The sequence below is a fragment of the Halorussus sp. MSC15.2 genome, assembly GCF_010747475.1.
Lineage (GTDB): Archaea > Halobacteriota > Halobacteria > Halobacteriales > Haladaptataceae > Halorussus.
Genome location: NZ_VSLZ01000001.1, coordinates 74414 through 96322 on the forward strand (window position 1 = coordinate 74414; position 21909 = coordinate 96322).

Below are 21909 nucleotides of genomic sequence, written 5' to 3' on the forward strand. Positions count from 1 at the left end.
GAACCGTTGCCCAGCGCAACGACTTCCAGACCAACTACAGATGCCCGTTCTGCCGGTCTGACATAAACGACGTAGGCGACTTATTCTGAATAGCGGGCTAGTTCGTTCCTCCTTCGACTCGACGCGGTCTCTCGTTGAAGTTGGCTCACTCACGGTCGAGAGACGAGAGTACCGCGAGTGTGCTCTGCCAACCTGTTCCTTCGAGAGCGAGGCCGCGACGAGTAGTCCGTCCGGTCGCCGCCGCTGGGTAACGAACGACGTAGTCACTCCGTCGATACAGCGGTGTCAGTCTGCGTGTTCCGTCCGGCCGGTGCCGATTCCTATCGCACTCCGAGCGTTCGAGACGCTTCGCTGGAGGAGTTCGCGGACACTTTCGCGACGTTTGACGAACAACCCGACGCCGAAGACGATGTAGACCGCGGTATAGACGTAGAGGATAGCGATACTAATCGTCGATGCAGTTGCTTCAGCGTAGGTCTGAATCACGTAGAACTCCGCGAGAACCTGCGTAGCGAACAGGACGAGCAACACGATGGCCTCGCGAGTGCTAATCTCGAGGTTCGTCAGGATAGCGATGGCGAAGAGGCTCTGGGCGGCGGTAATCCAGATTTCCGCCGCCTGCTTCGAGTCGAACGAGAGCGTCCCGATAGCCCCCGCGGAGATGGAGTAGACGATGGCGAGTGTCCCGATGAGCAACGTCCACTGATTGAGCTTCGAAGAGATGAGCGCGTTGAATCCGGCGGTCGAACGCGCCTTGTTCACCAGATAGGCGACGACGATGAGTTCGGGACTCTCCGAGGCGAGCGGTGCGAGCCACTGAATCATGAAGAACTCGGGGATGCCGTACTGGAGACCCAACTGCTCCAGTCCCTCGGCGAACGGGTGGACGGCAGTGAAGATTATCGCCCCCGAGAACGCGAACCCGAAGAGGATGAACGCAATCCGCGGTACCTTCGAGTACTTCTGGAAGTAGGCGGGGACGCCGATGTGTTCTTCGGACGGTTCGACGTCACCGCGGATGACGACGAGGATATACAGCACGAACAGTCCGACGAGAAAGAGCGTATCGAGCGGCCCGATACCGCCGCTGAGCGGGATGAAAAACGCGTACGCCGTCGCGACGAGCAGGAACGCGATTTCGGTCGCGATTTTCGGGTCGAGCGTGACCGCGTCCGTGAGGAATCCCGACCGGTACTCGACCGCCGGGTCGTCGGTGCGCTTCGCGCGGTAAATCGTGAACAGTGCGATGCCCGACCACCCGAGACCGATGAGAATCCGGTTCGCGCCGGTCATGTTGGCCACCGCGAGGTTGGCGGCTTCACTGGAGCCAGCACCGGCCTCCCACGCGTAGAGCGCGTCGACGGCGTACTCGGGGGCCACGGCCAGCACCGCCAGCACCGCGATGGCGAACGCCTGTGGGACGTCCTTCTCGGCGGTTTCGGCCGCCCACGCGAGCAGGAACGCCGCGCCCACGATTGCGAGACCACCGACGAGGACGGCCATTCCGGGCGTGATGTTCTCGCCCGGGTGCACGGTTCCGTACCCACCGGACGAGACGAACGTCGCTATCCACGGTACTGTCAAAGCTAAGGCGACGGCGACTGCGACGAGTGGGTGGCGAAACCGGTCCAGCACTAGTTCTTCAATGGTGAGTCGGACACCTACCTCTTATGCCCGTCGTCTCTCCGGGGGCGAGTGTCGTCCGTAGATGCTTCTCCTGAAGCCGTCCAGTAGTCTCCGCACCCGGCGGTATCCCAACTATCCTCGTTCGGAGAAAGGGGCACGATGGGATTTGAACCGGAGCCAGACGTGCTCACTTCGTTGTGCGCGACTGGCAGGGTTCAAATCCCCTTTCGCGCCGGTTCACTCGTCATTTCGCTCCTCGTTGCACGGGCACGATGGGATTTGAACCCACGACCGTCGGATGTCTTCTCCGACCGGAGTGACCGACCGGAATAGAAGTCCGACGCTCTTTCCAGACTGAGCTACGTGCCCTCGTCGCTTTGTTCAGGCGGCCTCGGCAAAAGACCTTAGGATTTTACTCCCTGAATCGTTTCGGCTCCCGCGGCCGCTGAGAGAACTGCGTCGTAACTCCGTCTTCGGGTGAGCACTGAGGACGTGCGGTCCTCCGCTGAACATAGCGTTTATACCCAACTCCGCACTATCGATACCCAATGAGAGTAATCGGAACCGTCGGCTTGCCGGGGAGCGGCAAGGGCGAGGCCGCCACCGTCGCCGAGGAACTCGCCATTCCCGTCGTGACGATGGGCGACGTGATTCGCCGGGAGTGCCGCGACCGGGGACTCGACCCGGCCGAACACCACGGCGAAATCGCCAGCGCGCTCCGGGAAGAGAACGGTCCCGACGCCATCGCCCAGCGGTCGCTCCCCGTCGTCGAGGAGGCGCTCGAAGAGAGCGACACCGTCCTCGTGGACGGCATCCGAGCGGGCGTGGAAGTCAAGCGCTTCGAGGAGGCGTTCGGCGACGCGTTCACGCTGGTCAGCATCGAAGCGCCGTTCGAGGTCCGGGCGGAACGCGTCCAATCGAGAGGTCGAGACGCCACCGACGCCGAAACCCTGCGGGAGCGCGACGAGCGCGAGCGCGGATTCGGCATGGACGAGGCCATCGCCCGCGCCGACGCCGCGATAGACAACACAGCGACGCTGGAGGCGTTCCACGAGAAGATTCGCGTCCTGATGACCGAGGGCGTCGAGGGACTCGAACGCGAACGCGCACAGGAGGCCTGATTCTACCAATGATATACAGCATCGACGTGCAGATTACCGCACCCGTCGCCGACACCGAAATCGCGGACCGAGTCGCCACGGCCATCACCAACATCTTCCCCGGTGCCGAAACCGAGGAGCGCCACGGCGAAATCACGGCAGAGACCCACTCGCTCGACCACTTCTCGGAACTGCTCCACCGTCAGGAGATACTCGACACCGCTCGCGGCGAGTTCTTCGGGAGTCGCCGGGGGAACACCCTCGCGTTCGACCTGAAGAAACAGGCCGCCTTCGAGGGCGTCGTCAACTTCGCGGTCGGTAACCCCGACGAACTCGGCGACATCCACGTTCGAGTTCGCGTCGAGGAACCGAGCGTCGAGGAGTTCGTTGACCACGTAGCTCCGCCGACGGAGGAGGGGAAACCTGTCACGCAGGACGACTTCGAGTAGAACAATCTACTAGGTGACGTTCTTCGGGTTTTACTTTTCGAAGCTATCGCAGGACGCAGCGCTTCTGTGACCGCCTCGTCGGTGGCTACTCGATTGGTGCGGCGAGAACCATACCGAGACTATTTCGACTATTACTGTTTGGTTCAAAATACTTATTCCATACAAGTTTTAACTTCTGTCAATGACTAAATCCAAACACATCATAAAAGATACCTCTGTAGATGGGGCGGTTCAGTTCGGGAACCCGATAATCGACGACTCCCCGGAGGTCCCCGTATGAGCCGAGACCGTTTCTCTGCAGTCTTCCTCACGATTCTGCTGGTCGTCTCGGCGACGACTGCGGCCGTTCCGGCGTCGGCGTTCGCCCCGAACGACGTGCGAACGCCGCGTCGGACGCGGCCGGAAACGCCGCAGGCAACGACGAGACGACGACACTGCCGACAACCACGACACGGAAAACGACGACTGCGACCGCCGGAAACGACGAAACGACGACGCTCGCGACGACGAAACGGTCCGAGCGGTCGTCTCGGAAGTCGGACCCCAATATCTCCTCGTCGCTACTCGAACGCGTGGACTCGTCGGAGAACGGTCCGAGTGCCGACAGCGTCGGCGACACCGAGTTCGTGCAGGTCGTCGTTCGGGCCGCGTCTGGACGGAGTGACGAGGCCGCCCGACTGGTGGGAACCCACGGCGGCGACGTGCGGACTCGTCACGAGAATCTCGTGCAGGCACGCGTACCCGCGAGCGCGGTGGAGGCGCTCGGGGTTTCACCAGCAGTCGAGTTCGTTCGCCGACCGCGCGAGGCGGTCGCCACCGACGTCACGAGCGAGGGCCTGAGCAACATGGACGTCGGGACCGTCCACGGGACGAACTACACCGGCGAGAACACCACTGTCGCGGTAGTGGACCTCGGTTTCGACGTGACCAACCCCGAAATCGCGGACCAAGTCGTCGATTGGCGAAATTTCAGTTCGCCGGAGAGTCCCCGAACCATGGCGAACGAGAGCGGTCTCCACGGGACCGGCACCGCCGAACTCGTGGCCGAAACCGCACCGAACGCCTCGATAATCGCGGTGAAGGTGAACTACCCTCTCGAACTCTACGACGCCATCGACTGGATAAAGAACAACACTTCGGCCGACGTGGTCTCGATGTCCGTCGGGTGGTACAACGTCGGTCCGCTCGACGGGTCCGCGGAGATGAACCGCGAAATCAGGACCTCCGTCGAGTCCGGCACTCCGTGGGTCGTCTCCGCCGGAAACGAGGCCGACGGCAATCACTGGAACGGAACGTGGTCGAACCCCGACGGCGACCAGTGGATGAACTTCCGCGACTCGGACGAGCGGATGAACGTCACCCCCGCAGGCGGTTCCGGAACGCTCAGAACGGCGATTAGCTGGAACGACTGGCCCGTCAGCCACGAAGACTACGACGCGATTCTGGTCAACGAGAGCGGGGACGTGGTCGATTTCTCGGTTACCGTCCAGAACGGCACGCAGCAACCCACGGAGTACATCTACCACTACGCGACCCAGAACGTCTATCTGAAACTTCGGAACGACGACGCCAACGAATCGGCCGACTTCGACGTCTTCTTCCGGGGGAGCGCCGACCCCGAGTACGACACGGCCGCGAGAAGTGTCACCATCCCGGCGACCGGTCCGAGGGTCATCACGGTCGGGGCCGCGTACTACGGAACGAACGAACTCGAGGACTTCTCCTCGCGCGGTCCGACCATCGACGGCCGCCGAAAGCCCGACGTGGTCGCGCCGGACGGCGTGAGTTCCACGGCGTATCCCGACGGGTTCTACGGTACCTCCGCGGCCACGCCCCACACCGCGGGCGTTGCGGCGCTGATGCTCGACGCGGACCCGACTCTCACGCCGGCCGAGGTCAAGGAGCGCCTGCGGTCGTCGGCGGTCCCCCTCCGCGGGACCGAACCGAACAACCGGACCGGCTACGGTCTGGTGGACGCCGACGGCGCGATTCGGTCGGTCGAGGAGCGGTACCCCGACCGCGTGACCTACTCGGGGTCCGTCTCCGAGACCGACGGCGACCCCGCGGTCAACGACCCCGTCCGTGCCTACGCGCTGGATTCGTCTCGGAGCCACAGTAACGCCACCGACGCCGCAGGGAACTTCTCCATCGACGCCTCGGGTGGCAACGACAGCTACGTTCTCGGCTACTATCAGGGCGACTCCGGGTCGCTGCTCGACGACGGGTCGCCGGACCTGCAGGCGCTCGACCTCGTGAACGGGTCGAGTTCGACCGACCTCGGCGACGTGACGCTTCCGCAGGCACACGTCCTGAACGTGACGGTCGTGGACGAGACCGGGACTCCCGTCCCGAACGCCGACGTGGAAGTCGCGGACTTCGTCCACGAAGGCGGCGACCACGCCTACGTCTCGCACTCGGCCGAGACCGACGCCGACGGGAAACTCGTCGTCGGCGCGGCGGCGGGCATCGAACTCTCCGGCGACGTGCGGGTGATGGCCGCCCCGCCGGACGGCAGTTCGCGGTTCGCCGGAGCGAACTACTCGGACGTCATCGACGTGCAGAGCGACACTAACGTCACGCTCACGCTGAACGGGAAGGGTGCCACGGTCTCCGGACGAGTGACCGACGCCGACGAAAACCCCTCCGCGGACGACGGTATCCTCGTCGCCAGCGACGCGACGGGGTACCTCGAGGTGGTCACGACCGACAAGACGGGGCGCTTCACCGCCACCGGCGTCGAAGAGGGCGACCCCTACTCTGTCGGCTACTTCCAGAACTGGAGTTCGGATACGGCCTTCCCCGAGGACGGAATCGCCGACATCTACACGCTAGCACGGGTGAACGTCACCGGTGACGTGGACGTTGGCACTCGTACCGTCCCGAACGCCTCGCTCCTGAACGTTCGCATCGTGGACGAGAGCGGCGACCCGGTGACCGACGCACCGTCGAGGTGGACCACAACCGTCTGGGACTGACCAGCGGTCTCGGCAACGTCTCCATCGACTCTCAGGGGTACCTAGCTCCCGGCGACGGCCGCGGCATCGAGATGACGGGTAACGTCGATATCACGGTCACGCCGCCCGACACCCCGCGCTACCTGAACCGGACGTACACGCGGAATCTGACGATGGACCGCGACCGGAACCTCACCGTGCAGTTAGAGAAGCAGGCCGTCGGGTCACCCGACATCTCGGCGTTCGACGTGTCTGCGACCGGCCAAGACGTGGACCTCAGGTTCGAGTCCAACGAGCAGTTGTCGAACGTCACGGTCGAACTCGGCGGCGACGCCGCCGGAACCCTGACGCTCGCGGACTTCTCGGAGACGAACAATTCGGGCACGTACGTCTACAGCGCCGACGTCTCGTCGGGCCGCGACGGCACCTTCCGCGCCACGCTGATTCGCGCCGAGGACGCCGACGGGGACGACGGCGCGAGCGGTCGGTCCGAATCCGTGACCGTGGACACCGAAGCACCGTCGGTGAACGTCACGGTCCGCGACGCCACCGACGGGAACGGCGTCGTGAACGACGGCGACGAGGTCCGCATCGAGGCCACGGTGGTCGAGAACGTGACGAGCGTGGCGAACGTGACCGCGGACGCGACCGGTCTCGGTGCCGGAGTCGTCGAACTCACGCGCCGCAGTCCGACGCCTACGCCGCGACGGTGACAGTCACCGGTGCGGACGACGGCACGGCGACTGTCACGGCGAACGCGACCGACGAAACCGGCAACGAGAACGCCGCCGACGGGTCGATAGAAGTGGACAACGCGGCTCCTAATATAAGTTACTTGGAAGTTAAGTCCGTATCGAACGAAGAGAACCAACTCCTCGTTCGTTTCAAACCTAATGAAGAATTGACGACTCATCGGGTGAATTTGACCGACGCTGACGGGAACGTAGTCGATACGCTCACCGAGTTCAACCTGATAAAGGAGCCAGACAATAATATCTATCGCACCAGTACTATAGTAGACAGCGATGGTACGTACCGCGCTAACCTCGTTACCGCTACCGACGCGGCAGGCAACGCCTTCGTCGGCGAGGCAACCGACAACACCACGGTGGACACGACCCCACCGGCGATTACGGACCTCGACCTGACGACCAACTCCGGGTCGCTCGACGTGTCGGTGTCCGCCGACGAACCGCTCGACGCGTCCTCCGTAGTCGCCGAAGTCACGGACGAAAGCGGCACCACGGTCGCCACGCTGAACTCATTCAACGAGAGCGACGCAACGAACGAGTACGCGGACAGCTACGACCTCCCCGACGGTGCCAACGAGACGTGGACCGTGAACGTCACGCGGGCCGAGGACGACCACGGTCTCGACGGCGCGTCGGGCCAGAACGCGTCGGTGTTCGTGGACACGGTCGCGCCGGCCGTCTCGAACTTCACCGCCACGTTCGACAACGGCACGGTCACGGTCACGTTCGACGCCGACGAGTCGCTCTCGACCGACGCGGGCGACACGGTGGTCGAGTTCTCCGACCCGGACGGTGACCCCGTAACGGAGAAGACGGTCACCGCACTCGGCGGCCGGTCCTACGAGGTCACGTACAACGTCGAGGCGGGCGTCGAAGGGAACTACACTGCGAACCTGACTTCGGTCAGGGATACGGCGGGTAACGTCGGTGCGAGCGGAGCAGCCGACACGGCGTTCGTGGACACCGGCCCTCCCGCCGTCTCGAACTTCACGGCGACTAATCCCACAGACCAGACGATTCGAGTCTCGTTCGGCGCGGACGAATCGTTGACCGACATCTCGGTCGGCGTCTCCGGCCCCGAGAACGCGACGCTGACGGAGACCGATTTCACCGCCGCCGGCGGGACGTACACCGTGACGTACGCCGTCAGCGATGACGGCGAGTACGAGGTGACGCTGGAGACCGCCGCCGATACTCACGACAACGACGGGGCCGACGGCCAGCGCAAAAACGTGACCGTCGATTCGACCGCGCCGACCGTCACGGACTACGAAGTGACCAACGCCGACGGCGACGGCGCGGTCTCGGACGGCGAACGCGTGTCGGTAGTCCTGACCGCGTCGGACGAGTTCAGTACCGTCGAGAACGTTACCGCCAACGTCTCCGAACTCGGCGCTGGCACGGTCGAACTCGCTGGTTCGGGCGCCGACGGCGTCTACCGCGGCAACTTCACGGTGGACGCGTCGAACGTTCCGGACGGAAACGCCGCGCTCTCGGTGAACCTGACGGACGTGCGGGGAAACGCCCACGAAGTATTCGTCCGGTATCTCCTGCTCGACGCCCACAACCCGAACACGACCCACACGTTCGGCGGAACGCCGAACGAAAACGGCTGGTACAACTCCTCGGTCGAGATTAACCTCACCGCCAGCGACGGAATGTCCGGCACGGCCACGACCGAGTACCGCCTCACGAGCGACGGGACGACCGACGACAACTGGACGACCTACGACGGGAACGTCACGGTCTCGGCGGACGGGTCGCACACCATCACGTACCGGAGTGTAGACCATACAGGAAACGCCGAGGAGAACCGGACCGCCGAGTTCGACGTGGACACGACGACTCCGATGACCACGTCCGGAACGAACGCCACGCCCAACGAGAACGGCTGGTACACCTCCGACGTGAACGTGACGCTCACGCCCATCGACGTGTCCAGCGGCGTGAACGCGACCTACTATCGCGTGGACGGCGACTGGAAGCAGTACGACGCCAGTACGGGCGTCCACCTGACGACCGACGGGAATCACACCGTCGAGTTCTACAGCGTGGACGAGGCAGGCAACGAGGAAGCCCACCGGACTCGGACGGTCAAAATCGACACGAAGAAGCCGACTCTCTCGGACCCGCCGGGGCTGAATCGGACCGAGGGAATCCTGCCCGAACAAGCCGTTCGAGTCGTCGTGAACGCCACCGACGGTAACGGCGTCGCCGACGTTATCGTGGACGGCAAGCGGGTCGGAAAGAACGGCGAGGGCTTCGTTCCGGTCGCACCTGCGCTCGGCGACCACACCTTCGAGGTAGTCGTCCGCGACGTCGCGGGCAACGAACTGACGGTCAGCAACGAATCGACTGCCTACAGCGTCGGCCGGACGGTCGAGATGCGCCAGACCGCCAACGACACGTTCTCGGCCGAGACGAACGACACGAACGTCGGCGCGGTGTCCATCCGGGCCGACGCGACGAACGAGACCACCGCGAGCGTCGCGGTCGGAACCGCGAAGTCGAACCCCGAACCGAACCGGACCGACCCGAAGGGGACCTCGCTGTACTTCCCGCAGATAGACACGTCGGTCTCGAACGACGACATCACGAACGCGACGGTCACGGTGACGGTAGACCGGTCGCGGGTCCGTCAGAAGTACGTCCGGCCAGACTCGGTGGCGTTCTGGGTCGAGGAGGAGAACCGAGCGACGGGTTGGGAGACGGTGGACGCCCGACGAACCGACGCCAACGAGTCCGACGGTACTTACACCTACGAAGTCGAGGCCCCGCACTTCTCGACCTACGCCGTCACGGGCGAGACTGAGTCGGCTGCTCCGAACGCGTCGCTCGGCGTCGCTACCGACTCGCCGACGCCCGGCAACGTCACCCTCACGGCGTCGTACGGCGACGGCTACTCTGGCGTCGACCCGGCGAACGTCACGTTCCGGTTCGAGGGGACCGACCGGACCGCCGAGGCGACGGTGGGCGAGTCCGCTCTCACCTACACGCGAAATCTCAGTGCAGGCACCTACAACGCCACGCTGTTCGTGACCGACAACGCGGGCAACCCGCTCGCGGAACCCGAGACGGTCTCGTTCTCGGTCGAGAAGTCCGCCGGTGGCGGTAGCGGAGGCGGTGGTGGTGGCGGAGGCGGTGGAAACGTCCCCGACCCGTCGGTGCAGGTGCGGGTGACCGACCTGACGGCGAGTAGCCTCCGGGCGAAGGTCGTCAGCGCGCGCTCGGACTCACCGGGCGACGTCTCGCCCGATGGCGGCATCTCGGCGGGCGACGTGACCGTCCGGGAACTCCGCGTCACGCCCGCGAGCGGCGACCCCGAACCCCGGTTCTTCGTGGACGCCAGCGTCACCGAGACGCCGCCGGGCGGCGCGGACGCGCCCGACGTCCCCGCGCTGGGTTACCTCCGCGTCGGCACGACGTTCATCTCCACGTCGGCGTTGGCCGAGGTCGGCGTCGAGTTCGCGGTGCCCGCCGACGTCGCGGCCGCGCCCGAGAACGTCGTGGTCTATCGTCTCGACGGCGACTCGTGGCGCGCGGTCGAAACCGAGGTCGTCGAAACCGGCGGCGGACGGTACGTCCTCCGCGCGGCCGCCTCGGACACCGGCACCTTCGCGGTCGGCGTCCGGAGCGGCGCGGTCTCGGTGACGGACGCCTCGGTCGGCGCGAGCAGCGTCGCGCCCGGCGAAACCGTGCCAGTCACCGCGACGGTGGAGAACACCGGCGACGGCGTCAGCGCCACGACTGCGAGAGTCTCGGTGGACGGCGACGTCGTCGCTCGGGAACCGGTCGAACTCTCGGCCGGTGAGTCGAAAACCGTCACCGTCGATGTGACGCTCGACTCGCCCGGGACCCACGAAATCGCGGTGAACGGCGCGTCGGCCGGGTCGGTCTCGGTCGGCGGCGAGACGACGAGTTCGGACGGCAACGACCCCGACGAGACGACCGGCGGACCCACGGACGACGGTAGCAGTGGCGACATCCCCGGATTCGGCGTCTCGACGGCACTGGTCGCGCTGGTGGCCGCGCTACTGGTCGCCCGGTACCGCCGATAGAACCGTTCGCGCGAACCATCCCTTCATCCCGGCGCACTGGTCTTCCTCCCGGAGTACTGGTCTTCATCTCGGCGCAGTGATGTCGTCACGCTTCGAGTGCGATTGCTCTGTAGGCGCGACGAGTTCGACTCACAGCGACCGGAGTTCCTCGCCGATGTCGTCCAGCGCCTCGTCGGCCGCGCTCACCGACTCGCTCGTGCTGAGGAAGCCGTGAGGTTGGTCGGGATAGTGGTCGTGGCGGACCGCGACGCCCGCGGCGTCGAGACGCTCCGCGTACGCCACGCCCTCGTCGCGGAGCGGGTCGAACCCGCAAGTGACCACCGTCGCGGGCGGGAGTCCCGACAGGTCCGGCGCGCGAAGCGGCGAGGCGTAGGGGTTCGCGCCGTCCACTTCGCTCCGGAGGTAGCGGTCCCAGAACCAGCGCATGTCGGTCTCGGTCAGGAGCGGCCCGTCGCCGTTCTCCGCGTAGGAGTCGGTGTCGAAGGCGTAGTCGGTGATTGGGTAGAGCAGGAACTGCGGGGCGACTTCCGGCAGGTCGCGCCCGGCGTCGCTCGCCGCCGACCCTCGCAGGGCCGTGACAGCGGCCAAATTCCCGCCCGCGCTCGTCCCGCCGACTGCGAGTCGTTCGGAATCGCCGCCGAAGGCGTCGGCGTTCTCGGCGACCCACCGGAGCGAGGCGACTGCGTCGTCTACCGCGGCGGGGAAGGGGTGTTCCGGTGCGAGTCGGTAATCGACAGAGACGACCACACACTCCCCACGCCGGGCGAGTCGGCGACAGACGCCGTCGATGGAGTCCAGCGTGCCGAGTACCCACCCGCCACCGTGGTAGTAGACGAGCACCGGCGCGGGGTCGCCGGTCGCGGGATTCGAACCCCGGTAGACTCGAATCGGAATCGCCGTCTCCGGACCCGGAATCTCCAAATCGCGGACGAACTCGACCTCCGGCGGGTCGCCGCCCGAGAACACCTCGTCTTCGATTCGGCGGGCGGACTCGACCGACATGGCCGACCACTCCGGGACGCCCGCGGCTTCGATTTCGTCGATTACGTCTTCGACTTCCGGGTCCAGTTCGGTTCGTAGGGGGGTGGGCATGTTCCGGAGGTTGGTCGGCGAACGGGAAAGTACTGGCCCCGTTTCGTCCGAATCAGACACTCCTCTCCGGCACCCTCCGCGTCTCTTCGTTGCCGCAACTCCAATCCCGGACAGTGGAGCGGGTCCGGCGTTATCGTGTCACGTCGAACGAGCGGTCGTGCGTCGTCGGTTCGTCGCCGAACGTCGCTCCGTCCCCGGACGCCTCCTCCGCGTCGATTTCACCCGGCGCGGAGACGAGTTGTTCGAGTCGATGCTCGAACTCCTCCTCGGCAATCTCACCTTCCGCGTAGCGCCGCTTCAGAACCGCGACCGGGTCGTCTTCCGCCGTAGAATCCCGTGAGCCCGTCGTGGAGCGTCTCGGAGCGAACAGCACTGTCGGAACTGCCGCCGCCGACAGTAGCGTGAGCACTGCACCGACACCGACCAGCAGGTTCGGTAGCGTGCCAGTCCACTTGCTCGAAATCAGCAACACGGTGTAGTAGAACAGGACGACCGAGGCGACCGCCGCTCCGCCGGACAGCAGTAGCCGCCACCGGCGGCTATCGGGAGTCAACGCGGCGAGGACCTCGGAGGGACGCGTCGCGTCTCGGGACTCGACCATACGACCGTCGTTGTCCGAGAAGTGTAAAAATACTTTCCGTTACCTGCCGTCTGGGTCTCCGTCGCGCCGTTTCCGCGTCTCGCGTCTTCCTCGGTCTTCGGCGTCCTCGCCCGTCCCGCGTACCGGGATACCAAACTACTAACTCGGCTCCACGACTCGAGTCGGTCATGGACGCCGACTTCGAACTCGGGGCGGAGTACGCCGCTCGGCGGGACGAGACCGACCCGCTGGCCCACCTCGCCGACCGATTCTACGACCCCGAGGACGAGTGGTACGTGGACGGCAACTCGCTGGGGCTGCTTTCCGAGGACGCCGAGGACGCGCTCGACCGGGCCGTCTCGGAGTGGCGCGACCTCGCCATCCGCGGGTGGACCGACGCCGACCCGCCGTGGTTCCACTACGGCGAGCGATTGGGCGACCGACTCGCGCCCCTCGTCGGCGCGAACCCCGAGGAGGTCGTCGTCGCCAACTCCACGACGGTCAACATCCACACGCTAATCGGCACCTTCTACGACCGCGCCGAGGGGTCGAACATCGTCGTGGACGAACTCGACTTCCCGACCGACCACTACGCCGTCCGCGCCCAACTCCGCCAGCGCGGGACCGACCCCGACGAGGCCCTGACCGTGGTCGAGAGCCGCGACGGTCGGACCATCGAGACCGAGGACGTCGTCGCCGCGATGGACGACGACACCGCCATCGTCTTCCTCCCGTCCGTCCTCTACCGGAGCGGCCAGTTGCTCGACGTGGAGCGAATCACGGCGGCGGCCCACGAACGGGACATCCTCGCCGGGTTCGACCTCGCCCACTCGGTCGGCGCGGTCCCTCACGACCTCTCGCAAATCGGCGTGGACTTCGCGGTGTGGTGCAGCTACAAGTACCTCAACGCCGGACCGGGCGCTATTGCGGGTCTCTACGTCAACGAGCGCCACTTCGGCGAGACGCCCGCGCTGGCCGGGTGGTGGGGCCACGAGAAGGAGACCCAGTTCGAGATGAACCCCACCTACACCCCGGCCGAGAACGCCGGAGCGTACCAAATCGGGACGGTTCCGGTTCTGTCGGCCGCCCCGCTCGCGGGGTCGCTCGACGTCTTCGCGGACGCTGGCGAGGCGGTCGAAGGCGCGACCGACGACGCGGACGCACTCCTCGGAACCGGTATCGAGGCGGTCCGCGAGAAGTCTCTGCGACTCACCGAGTACCTAATCTACCTCGTGGACGAGCGCCTGCCCGACTGCGAGGTGGGGACGCCCCGCGACCCCGAGCGCCGGGGCGGCCACGTCGCGATAGAACACCCGGAGGGCTACCGCGTCAGCGAGGCGCTGAAGGAGCGCGGCGTGGTCGTGGACTTCCGACCGCCGAACGTGGTCCGAATCTGCCCCTCGCCGCTGTACACCGGCTACGAAGACGTCTGGCAAGTCGTCGAGCAGTTGCGGCAGGTCGTCGAGGACGAGGAGTACGAGCGGTTCGAGGAGCGCGGCGGCGGCGTGACGTGAACGCTACTCGGTGACCTCGAACTCGACGCAGAGCGCGTCGAACTCGTCGCCGACGCCCCAGTAGAGGAATCGGTAGGTGCCCGCTCGGAGCGGTTCGCAGGCGGCGTGCCTGTCGCCCTCGACGGAGAGTCCGCTTTGCGAAAGTCGTCGCCGCCAAACGAACCCCGTGCCCGGTGGGTGATTTATCCCGAGGTCTTCGTACGCCGCCGACGCCGCGAACAGCACGGACCGCCACCCGTCGGGGGTCCGGCGCTGGATACTGTACTTCTCCTCGATGCCGGTCATCTGCTCCTCTTCGCTCCGATTGGTGAGTCGGACGGTCAGGCAGTCCCCGAGAGCGACCGTCGCCGGTTCGGCGGTCAACTCGAACCCCGCACCGGTCCCGAGTCGAACGTCGCCTTCGGTGTACGCTCCGACGCGCTCGAAATCGCCGCCGCAGGTCGGGGCGGGGGCGTCCTTCGGCGGACAGTCGGTCGTGGTCGTGAGCGTCCGGTCGGGACTCCCCTGCTCGCCTCCGAGACATCCGGCTGTCGGGAGACCGATTGAGGCGCTGGCGACGACTCGAAGGGCGGTTCGACGGCGCATGGTCGGGGCTGTTCTCCGTTGGGATAAACCTCTTGTGTCGGCGACACGACCACGGCCGCTCGCGGCGGTCCGGCTACGCGGGCACCCACGTGGTGACCGTCGCGTTCGGGCGAGTCGTCCCCTGCGGACAGACGAAGGTCGCCTCGCTGCGCCCGCCTGCGGGGACGTACGACAGCGATGTCGACGGCTGAGGCTGGTCGCACCCCACCTCGACCGTGGCCGAAATCAGTCCCGTGTCGCCCCGGTTCACCAGTTTCGCCCGCACCAGAACGCTCCCGTTCGAGAGCGTCTCCGTCTCCACGACGTGCGCCTCCGGGGGGACGTGGCTCGGCGGTTGCACGGCGTGCCACGCGACGTAGCCGAACACCAACACCGTGACCAAGACGCTGACTCCGGTCAGTACCTTCTCCGCGGTCGAGGGGGCCGGTCGCTGCTCGTCGCCGCCCTGCTCTCCGCCACTCTGCTCGTCGCCGTCCTGTTTTCCGCCACTCTGCTCTCCGCCACTCTGCTCGTCGTCGCTGTCCGTGCCCCCCTCGCTCATTGTATCACTACCTCCGCGGCGCTCGCCCCGATGGACGAAACGAACGAGATGATAACTATCAACTGGACCATCACGGACGGCGGTGCGTCCCTGAAGTGGCCGAACGCGGCGAGCAGGCCGGTGCCGACCACCATCGAGACGGCGTAGACGACGAACGCCTGCCCGACCTGCCAGACCTTCGCGCGTTGCTGGAGGCGACTCCCCTCACCTTGGAATCCGAGTTCGTAGAGCATGAGGTACGAGACGAGAAGCGACAGCAGGACCAGCACCGCGGTGTGTTCCCACTCCATGTACGCGGCGATTAGCTCCATCTCCTGAGTCGGCGAGATGCCGCCGGCGATGAACACCGCGCCGACGCTGTAAATCGCGACCGTCGTGGTCACCGACCGCCTCGTCGCCTGTTTGTCGCCCTGCAGTACCTCGTTGGCGAGTGCGGCCCCGAATCCCAGCGGAACGACCTCGATGAGTCCGAGGCGAGCGATTACAATCAAAGAGTCGCCGAGTTCGATGACACCGAAGACGAACAAAACGATGTACGTGGCGGTGAAACTCTGGAGGACTAGCTCGGCGAAGTCGGTCACGGTCGTCCGAATCGCGTTCTTCGTTCCCCCGTCTCCTTGAGCGTCCCTCCGGAAACTGACTCTCCGCGTGATGGCGAGAATGACTCCCAGTCCGACGACCGCGTAGACGAGCAGGTGGGGCGTCGGGAGAACTCTTCCCCACCACCACGTTTCCATCGTGTACAGGAACGTGGTGCCGACGACCAACAGCGCCCCGACGATGGCCCGACCCTGCTCGCGCAGTTCGTCCGCGGGACTCTGCGTCCCTCTCTGACTCATCGTTACCTACTGTCACTGTGAAGGGGGTTCAACGCTCCGGCCGACTCGCCGCCTCAGACCAACACCTGCACGACGACGAACAGCACCACCACGCCGAGCACGTCACAGACGTTGGTCACGACCGGAATCACCACGTCGTCGGGGTCGAGCTTGAACCGGTAGGCGGCGTAGGTGGCGACCAGCGTGACGACGACGGCGAGGACGGCCAGCGAGAGTCCCGAAACCAGCGAGACGGCGACCACGGTCCCGACGAACAACTGCGCGCCGCCGGTGACGAACGCCAGCGCCCACCCGCCCACGCCGACCACCGGGAAGACGGTCGCCGCGAGCGCGACGGTCGCCACCGCGTTACCTGCGAGTTCGTCGTCACCGGGGTCGAACGACAGCGTCCCGAGGTGGAACGCCGTCGAGAGGCGCGCCGCGAGGATGCTCCCGAGGTTGCCCGCGGTGCCTATCATCGCCGGAACGAGGACGAGCAGCGAGGGGTACCGCAGGAGTTGGGCCTCGAACGTGTCGAGGACGAGTCCGCTCCCCACTTCGACGACCGCCAGCACCACGAGCAGCGGGAGCATCGCGCGGGTGATGCCGCGGACCGACCACGTCGCCCGCATCTACCCCCCTCCGAGCGCGAGTACCAGTCGGACCGCCGCCAGCAGCGCGGCCATCCCGAACACGTCGCCGGTCGTCGTGACCACCGGTCCCACGAGGGTGTCGGGGTTGAGACCGCGTCGGTACCCGGCGAACACGGCCGCGACGACGACGATAGTCAGCGCGATACCGGACAGCACGCCCGCGACCAGCGCCACGCCCGCGAGCGTGGCGAGCGACGCGCTCGGCCGGGCTAACGAGACGAGGACGGCGTATGTGACCACCGCCGCGAACACGCTGATGACGACGCCGTTCAGCATCGCGGCCGACACCGCGGTGTACACCCGGCGGTCGTCGGGCACGGGGTTCGCGTCGATGAGTCCCTGATGGAGTGCGGTCGAGAGCTTCGCGCCCATCGCGCCGTACACGTTACCTCGGGTCGCCAACAGCGCGGGCACCAGAACGAGGAGTCCCGACACTTCCCGGAGGTCGCCCCGCATCCCACCTAGCACGAGTCCCGCGAACAGGCCGCCGACCGCACTGACCGCCAGTACGGGGAGGGCTTCGCGGTACGCCCGTTCGGCCACGTCGCGGACTGCCATCTACCGGTACCTCACGTCCCCCGGTCAAAAAAGCGGCGTGTCGGTCGTTCTCAGTCGAGTTCGACGCGGCGCTTCACGAGGTATGGCACCGCAGCGAAGAGACCGAACACGATTACCGCGATAGCCCACAGTTCCTCGTTGGGGTCCCAGTCGGTCGTCTCCTCGACGTACTCGGCGTCGAAGTAGACCGCGAAGGGGAGGAACGTCCATCCGACGAACAGCACCATCCCGGCAGTCGCCTCCGAGAGACCGCTGAGGGCGACCGCGACCGGAATCGCGGCGAGACTGGCGAAGATGCCCTTGTACCACCGCTCGGACCCCTCGCCGGACGTCGGTCCCGAGAGCGTGACGCGCCGGTCCAGCAGATACGCGATGGCGACCGAGTAGTTGAGGAGCGGCACGGCACCGCCGACGGTCCACAGCGCGGTCTTGACCGACCGCCCCGTGGCGTCTTCGAGTCGCTTCCCGTCGAGGTAGATTCCGGCCGGGATTCCGACCAACGAGACCATCAACAGCAGTCCGGCGAACATCTCGCTGAGTACCCCGACGGGTATCGCCAGCAGACCGGCCCCGAGCGCTCCGGCGAGCAGGTTGCGCGACCGGTCCAGCGACTCGTCGCCCGCGGCCAACTTCGCGCCCCGCATCGCCGCGGTCCGCTCGGCGTCGATTCCGTGCCAGCCGTTCTCGGAGTCGAGCGCGACCCGGTCGCCGTAGACGTTGGCGAACTCGTCGCGTTCCCGGCCGAGCGCGCCGAGTAACCTCCCGACGTGGTCGCTCTCCTCGTCCTCGCCCGGCCACTCCAGATACGTCGCGACCGTCTCTCCGTCGGGCGTCTCCACGTTCAGTTGGAGCGCCTGTCGGGTCCGAATCGCCACGGGGTAGTCGTCGGGGACCTCGCTCGCCGGAATCTTCGCCGCCTCGGAGATGTTGCCCTCCTCGTAGGTCTCCGAGGCCCGTCGCCCGGCGCTGAGTTCCCGTTCGAGTTCGAGGAACTCGTCCACCTGCGCGTCCGGGTCGCCGTGTTGGCTCATACCTCACGTCTTACAAGTCATCGAAGTTAACGGTGCGGGTTCCCGGACACGACCGCGGTCGCGGCGAACGATTCGGTCCGCGGAGAATAGCCGTGCGACCGAGGGGCAGTCTGGCGGTTCAGTCGCCGAACGGCCCCATTCCGCCCATACCGCCGCCACCGCCGCCGCCACCGCCCTGCATCTTCTTCATCATGCGCTCCATGTTCCCTTGGCCCATTCCTTGGAACTGCTTGAGGGTCTGGGACATCATCTTGTGCTGTTCGAGGAGTTCGCGCACGCGCTCCTCGTCCTTCCCGCTCCCCTTCGCGATGCGCTCGACCTGACTCGCGCCGATGGCGCGGGGGTTCTCCAGTTCCGCCTCGGTCATCGAGTCCATGATGACCTCGAACGACCGCATCCGGTCTTGGGTCACGTCCATAGCGTCGTCCGGGAGTTCGTCCATCAGACCGCCGCCACCGCCCATACCGGGAATCATGTCCATCACTTGGTCGAGCGGTCCCATGTTGTTCATCGCCTGCATCTGGCGGCGCATGTCCTTCAGGGTGAACTCGCCCTTCAGCATGTCCTCGGGGTCCCAGTCCTCTTCCTCCTCCTGCGTCTCCTGCATCGCGCGCTCGACGCGCTCGGTGAGTTGCTTCAGGTCGCCCATCCCGAGCAGGCGCGAGATGAACCCGGAGGGTTCGAACCGCTCGATGTTCTTGACCTCCTCGCCGGTACCGAGGAACGCGATGGACGAGTCGGTCTCGTTGACGGCGGTCAGCGCACCGCCACCCTTCGCGGTCCCGTCGAGTTTCGTGACGATGACGCCCTCGATACCGATGGAGTCGTCGAACTGGCTGGCTTGGTCCTTCGCGCCCTGTCCGATGGCGGCGTCGAGGACGAGTAGGTTCCGGTCGGGGTCCACCGCGCGCTCGATATCCTCTATCTCGTCGATGAGGTCGTCTTCGAGCGCGTGGCGACCCGCGGTGTCCACGATGTGGACGTCGGCGTCGCTCGTGGCTTCGAGACCGTCGCGGGCGATTTTCACCGGGTCCTCCTCGTCAGGGTCGCCGTAGAAGTCCACTTCCGCGCGCCCGGCCATCTCCTTGGCTTGGTCGTACGCGCCGGGGCGGAAGGTGTCGGTCTGGACGATAGCGGGCCGAAGCCCCTTCTTCGAGAACCACCACGCCATCTTGGCCGCGGTGGTCGTCTTCCCCGACCCCTGTAGACCGGCGAGCAGGATGGTCTGCTCTTCGAGCGGAATCTCGGTGCTGTCGCCCACGAGAGACACCATCTCCTCGTAGACGATGCTGAGGACGTGGTCGCGCGCCGAGGTTCCGGCCGGCGACTCCTCCTCCAGCGCGCGCTCCTTGATGGAGTCCGAGAGGTCCATCACGAGGCTGACTTCGACGTCGGCCTGCAGGAGCGACCGCTGAATCTCCTTGACGATTTCCTCCACGTCCTCCTCGGTCACGCGGGACTGCCCGCTGAGTTTACCGAGAGAGTCGCGGAGGGAGTTTCCGAGGTCGTCGAGTACCATTGTTACCGTAGATAGACCGCGTGGGCGTTAAAGGCTTTTTCTACCGCTATAGGTTAGGTGGCAGCTATCGAGTTGAGGACGCCCTCGTCGAGAATCCGACCAAGGCAGAGACCCCTCCCCTATTCGGGGTTATCGGGGTCGCTGTCTGCCGACACAGTCAGGCCCCATGGCCTGACCTTCAGGTCTACGCTTTCCCAACGCTTCGGTACGAGCCGAAGACTGAGAATACCGACGATAATCAGCACGACCAGAAGTAGAGATATCCACATCATGTTTTCTCACGCGCGGTGCTAGGACACCGCGCGAAAAGCACTTACTACGCTCTCATCTTAAATATTACAAAATAATTCGGTGACGGTTCCGGTGGCGTTCTTACCAAAACGCATAAGTCACATACCGAGTAAGAATAGAATGTAGCCGAAGACTGAGACGGATTCAGTCGTCGCAACCAGAAGACTATCCACATCACGGTTGCGCGGTGCTAGGACACCGCGCAGGATTCTCTCTGCATAATTACGGCCAGTTGTTACTTTTTCAACGCCTTACGCTCTCTCTGTTCATACTGACGTGAATTCACCTTCGACAGCAGTTTCTGTCTCATCTAGCCGATACGCTTATAATGTCTCCTCAAAAAGCTCACTTGCATAACTTCAATGCATGGCACGCGATTTAAACAAGGCACGCGATAACTCGGTGGGAACGACCCGCGAACGCACCGACGTGGCAGGCGAAACGAGCGGCGGCACGGCCGGTCTGGCGAGCGAACTGGCGGCCGACGCGTACAACATCGTCGCCGCGCTCGGCCTTCTGTTGACGGCCTACTGGCTCCTCTTTCGGAATCTCCCGGTCGAACTGTTCACGCTCGGTCTCGTGACGACCGCGCTCATCGCGGCGAACGTCGTGGTCGCGTTGCGATACCGCGACTAAACGGGTCGATTTCGAACTTGGCGCGAAAAATGAGGTCCCCGAACTACTCGTCTTCGCCGAGGAGTCGCCCGACGAGTTCCTCGGGGTCGAACTGCTCGATGTCGTCGTACCCCTGTCCCGTACCGAGGAAGAGGATGGGTTTGCCCGTGACGTGGGCGATGGAGATGGCCGCGCCGCCCTGCGAGTCGGCGTCGGCTTTGGTCAGTATCGCGCCGTCGATTTCGGCGGCGTCGTTGAACTGCTTGGCGCGTTGGACCGCGTCCTGTCCGGCCACGGCCTCGTCCACGAAGAGGGTCATGTCCGGACCGACCACGCGTCCGATTTTCTCCAATTGGTCCATCAGTCCCTCGTCGGTGTGGAGGCGACCCGCGGTGTCGCCCAGCACGACGTCGATGTCGTTCGAGTTGGCGTACTCGACCGCGTCGTAGATGACCGCCGCGGGGTCGCCGCCCTGCTCGTGGGTGATTATCTTCTTGTCGAGGTTCTCGGCGTGTTCCTCTATCTGCTCGTTGGCCCCGGCGCGGTACGTGTCGCCGTTGGCGATGACCGTAGAGAGACCGCGGTCCTCGAAGTACTTCGAGAGTTTGGCGATGGTCGTGGTCTTGCCGACGCCGTTGACGCCCGTGAAGATGATGGTGACGGGCTTGTCGGCCTCGGCGATTCGCTGGTCGAAGTCGAACTGCCCGACCGAGATGACCTTCAGCAGCGAGTCGTGGAGCGCTTCCTCGACCACGTCGGCGGTCTCGCTGTTGAACGACCGCGTCGCGCCCACGAGGTCTTCCCGGATGTTCTCCAGAATCTCGTTGGCGACGCTCAGTTCCACGTCGCTCTCCAGCAGCGCCATCTCCAACTCCCAGAGGGGGTCCTCGACGTCCTGTTCCTCGATGACGATTTCGCCCTTGGCGAACGACTTGGCCTTCTGTGCGAACCCGCGACCGGAACCGGAGTCCTCGGACTCGGTCTCCGCGGTCGCGTCCGAGGAGTCCGACTCCGTTTGCGTTCCGGCGTCCGCCTCGGCCGCGGCCTCCGCTTTCGCCTCGGCCTCGGCTTCTGCCTCAGCTTCCGCTTCGGCTTCTTCGGCCTTCTCCTCGGTCGTCTCCTCGACGTCCTTCCGGAAACTCCCGAGTTTGTCCTTCAGGCTATCGAACATCG

General features: G+C 65.3%; 18 protein-coding genes and 1 tRNA gene. 7 read left to right on the top strand and 12 right to left on the bottom strand.

Annotated features, from left to right (window positions below):
* Window positions 1-285: 285 nt before the first annotated feature.
* Together FXF75_RS00390 and FXF75_RS00395 are read right to left on the bottom strand one after the other, a co-directional pair.
* A complete protein-coding gene (locus FXF75_RS00390) occupies window positions 286-1635 on the bottom strand; it encodes a sodium:calcium antiporter (protein WP_163519606.1) in 1350 nt (449 codons plus the stop codon).
* Window positions 1636-1890: 255 nt separating this feature from the next.
* Window positions 1891-1995: transfer RNA gene (locus FXF75_RS00395), tRNA-Arg, on the bottom strand.
* Window positions 1996-2174: 179 nt separating this feature from the next.
* Here FXF75_RS00395 and FXF75_RS00400 point away from each other — a divergent pair.
* The 5 genes from FXF75_RS00400 (at window position 2175) to FXF75_RS00420 (ending at window position 10939) form a co-directional block, all read left to right on the top strand.
* A complete protein-coding gene (locus FXF75_RS00400; protein ID WP_163519607.1) occupies window positions 2175-2747 on the top strand; it encodes an AAA family ATPase in 573 nt (190 codons plus the stop codon).
* Between the two features lie 8 nt (window positions 2748-2755).
* Window positions 2756-3175: an RNA-binding domain-containing protein gene (locus FXF75_RS00405; protein ID WP_163519608.1), complete on the top strand. Its 420-nt coding sequence runs from the start codon at window positions 2756-2758 to the stop codon at window positions 3173-3175.
* Window positions 3176-3747: 572 nt separating this feature from the next.
* A complete protein-coding gene (locus tag FXF75_RS22970) occupies window positions 3748-6150 on the top strand; it encodes a S8 family serine peptidase (RefSeq protein ID WP_163519609.1) in 2403 nt (800 codons plus the stop codon).
* On the top strand, window positions 6126-6842 hold the full coding sequence (locus FXF75_RS00415) for a hypothetical protein (protein WP_163519610.1): 717 nt from the start codon (window positions 6126-6128) through the stop codon (window positions 6840-6842). The genes FXF75_RS22970 and FXF75_RS00415 overlap by 25 nt, the downstream gene beginning before the upstream one ends.
* 209 nt (window positions 6843-7051) lie before the next feature.
* Window positions 7052-10939 carry an OmpL47-type beta-barrel domain-containing protein gene (locus FXF75_RS00420; protein ID WP_163519611.1) on the top strand — a complete coding sequence of 1296 codons (3888 nt, stop codon included), beginning with the start codon at window positions 7052-7054 and terminating at the stop codon, window positions 10937-10939.
* A gap of 129 nt (window positions 10940-11068) precedes the next feature.
* Here FXF75_RS00420 and FXF75_RS00425 read toward each other — a convergent pair whose 3' ends face one another.
* Window positions 11069-12031 (bottom strand): alpha/beta hydrolase, encoded by a 963-nt coding sequence (locus FXF75_RS00425; protein WP_163519612.1) that lies wholly within the window; start codon window positions 12029-12031, stop codon window positions 11069-11071.
* Window positions 12032-12161: 130 nt separating this feature from the next.
* The gene (locus tag FXF75_RS00430) at window positions 12162-12632 is read right to left on the bottom strand and encodes an SHOCT domain-containing protein (RefSeq protein WP_163519613.1); all 471 of its coding nucleotides are present in this window, start codon (window positions 12630-12632) and stop codon (window positions 12162-12164) included.
* A gap of 167 nt (window positions 12633-12799) precedes the next feature.
* On the opposite strand from FXF75_RS00430, the gene kynU reads away from it, so the two are divergent.
* A complete protein-coding gene (kynU, locus tag FXF75_RS00435; protein WP_163519614.1) occupies window positions 12800-14125 on the top strand; it encodes a kynureninase in 1326 nt (441 codons plus the stop codon).
* A gap of 3 nt (window positions 14126-14128) precedes the next feature.
* Here the strand turns inward: kynU and FXF75_RS00440 are convergent, their stop codons facing one another.
* The 7 genes from FXF75_RS00440 to FXF75_RS00470 form a co-directional block, all read right to left on the bottom strand.
* A complete protein-coding gene (locus tag FXF75_RS00440) occupies window positions 14129-14710 on the bottom strand; it encodes a hypothetical protein (RefSeq protein WP_163519615.1) in 582 nt (193 codons plus the stop codon).
* A gap of 73 nt (window positions 14711-14783) precedes the next feature.
* On the bottom strand, window positions 14784-15251 hold the full coding sequence (locus FXF75_RS00445) for a hypothetical protein (RefSeq protein ID WP_163519616.1): 468 nt from the start codon (window positions 15249-15251) through the stop codon (window positions 14784-14786).
* On the bottom strand, window positions 15248-16090 hold the full coding sequence (locus FXF75_RS00450) for a DUF2391 family protein (protein ID WP_163519617.1): 843 nt from the start codon (window positions 16088-16090) through the stop codon (window positions 15248-15250). The genes FXF75_RS00445 and FXF75_RS00450 overlap by 4 nt, the downstream gene beginning before the upstream one ends.
* A gap of 53 nt (window positions 16091-16143) precedes the next feature.
* Window positions 16144-16701 (bottom strand): magnesium transporter, encoded by a 558-nt coding sequence (locus FXF75_RS00455; protein WP_163519618.1) that lies wholly within the window; start codon window positions 16699-16701, stop codon window positions 16144-16146.
* The gene (locus FXF75_RS00460; protein WP_163519619.1) at window positions 16702-17280 is read right to left on the bottom strand and encodes a magnesium transporter; all 579 of its coding nucleotides are present in this window, start codon (window positions 17278-17280) and stop codon (window positions 16702-16704) included.
* Between the two features lie 50 nt (window positions 17281-17330).
* Window positions 17331-18311, bottom strand: coding sequence for a hypothetical protein (locus FXF75_RS00465; protein ID WP_163519620.1), 981 nt, complete (start codon window positions 18309-18311; stop codon window positions 17331-17333).
* A 118-nt stretch (window positions 18312-18429) separates the two neighbouring features.
* Window positions 18430-19830, bottom strand: a complete 1401-nt coding sequence (locus tag FXF75_RS00470; protein WP_163519621.1) for a signal recognition particle protein Srp54 — start codon at window positions 19828-19830, stop codon at window positions 18430-18432.
* Window positions 19831-20487: 657 nt separating this feature from the next.
* Here FXF75_RS00470 and FXF75_RS00475 point away from each other — a divergent pair.
* Window positions 20488-20757, top strand: a complete 270-nt coding sequence (locus tag FXF75_RS00475) for a hypothetical protein (protein ID WP_163519622.1) — start codon at window positions 20488-20490, stop codon at window positions 20755-20757.
* 43 nt (window positions 20758-20800) lie between these two features.
* Here FXF75_RS00475 and ftsY read toward each other — a convergent pair whose 3' ends face one another.
* Window positions 20801-21907, bottom strand: coding sequence for a signal recognition particle-docking protein FtsY (gene ftsY / locus FXF75_RS00480; protein WP_163519623.1), 1107 nt, complete (start codon window positions 21905-21907; stop codon window positions 20801-20803).
* Between the last annotated feature and the right edge of the window lie 2 nt (window positions 21908-21909).

Bases quoted from the DNA above. Each gene is read 5' to 3' on its own strand.
- FXF75_RS00400 (WP_163519607.1), top strand. From the start codon at position 2,175: ATGAGAGTAATCGGAACCGTCGGCTTGCCGGGGAGCGGCAAGGGCGAG.
- FXF75_RS00405 (WP_163519608.1), top strand. From the start codon at position 2,756: ATGATATACAGCATCGACGTGCAGATTACCGCACCCGTCGCCGACACC.
- FXF75_RS00425 (WP_163519612.1), bottom strand. From the start codon at position 12,031: ATGCCCACCCCCCTACGAACCGAACTGGACCCGGAAGTCGAAGACGTA.
- FXF75_RS00430 (WP_163519613.1), bottom strand. From the start codon at position 12,632: ATGGTCGAGTCCCGAGACGCGACGCGTCCCTCCGAGGTCCTCGCCGCG.
- kynU (WP_163519614.1), top strand. From the start codon at position 12,800: ATGGACGCCGACTTCGAACTCGGGGCGGAGTACGCCGCTCGGCGGGAC.
- FXF75_RS00440 (WP_163519615.1), bottom strand. From the start codon at position 14,710: ATGCGCCGTCGAACCGCCCTTCGAGTCGTCGCCAGCGCCTCAATCGGT.
- FXF75_RS00445 (WP_163519616.1), bottom strand. From the start codon at position 15,251: ATGAGCGAGGGGGGCACGGACAGCGACGACGAGCAGAGTGGCGGAGAG.
- FXF75_RS00450 (WP_163519617.1), bottom strand. From the start codon at position 16,090: ATGAGTCAGAGAGGGACGCAGAGTCCCGCGGACGAACTGCGCGAGCAG.
- FXF75_RS00455 (WP_163519618.1), bottom strand. From the start codon at position 16,701: ATGCGGGCGACGTGGTCGGTCCGCGGCATCACCCGCGCGATGCTCCCG.
- FXF75_RS00460 (WP_163519619.1), bottom strand. From the start codon at position 17,280: ATGGCAGTCCGCGACGTGGCCGAACGGGCGTACCGCGAAGCCCTCCCC.
- FXF75_RS00465 (WP_163519620.1), bottom strand. From the start codon at position 18,311: ATGAGCCAACACGGCGACCCGGACGCGCAGGTGGACGAGTTCCTCGAA.
- FXF75_RS00470 (WP_163519621.1), bottom strand. From the start codon at position 19,830: ATGGTACTCGACGACCTCGGAAACTCCCTCCGCGACTCTCTCGGTAAA.
- FXF75_RS00475 (WP_163519622.1), top strand. From the start codon at position 20,488: ATGGCACGCGATTTAAACAAGGCACGCGATAACTCGGTGGGAACGACC.
- ftsY (WP_163519623.1), bottom strand. From the start codon at position 21,907: ATGTTCGATAGCCTGAAGGACAAACTCGGGAGTTTCCGGAAGGACGTC.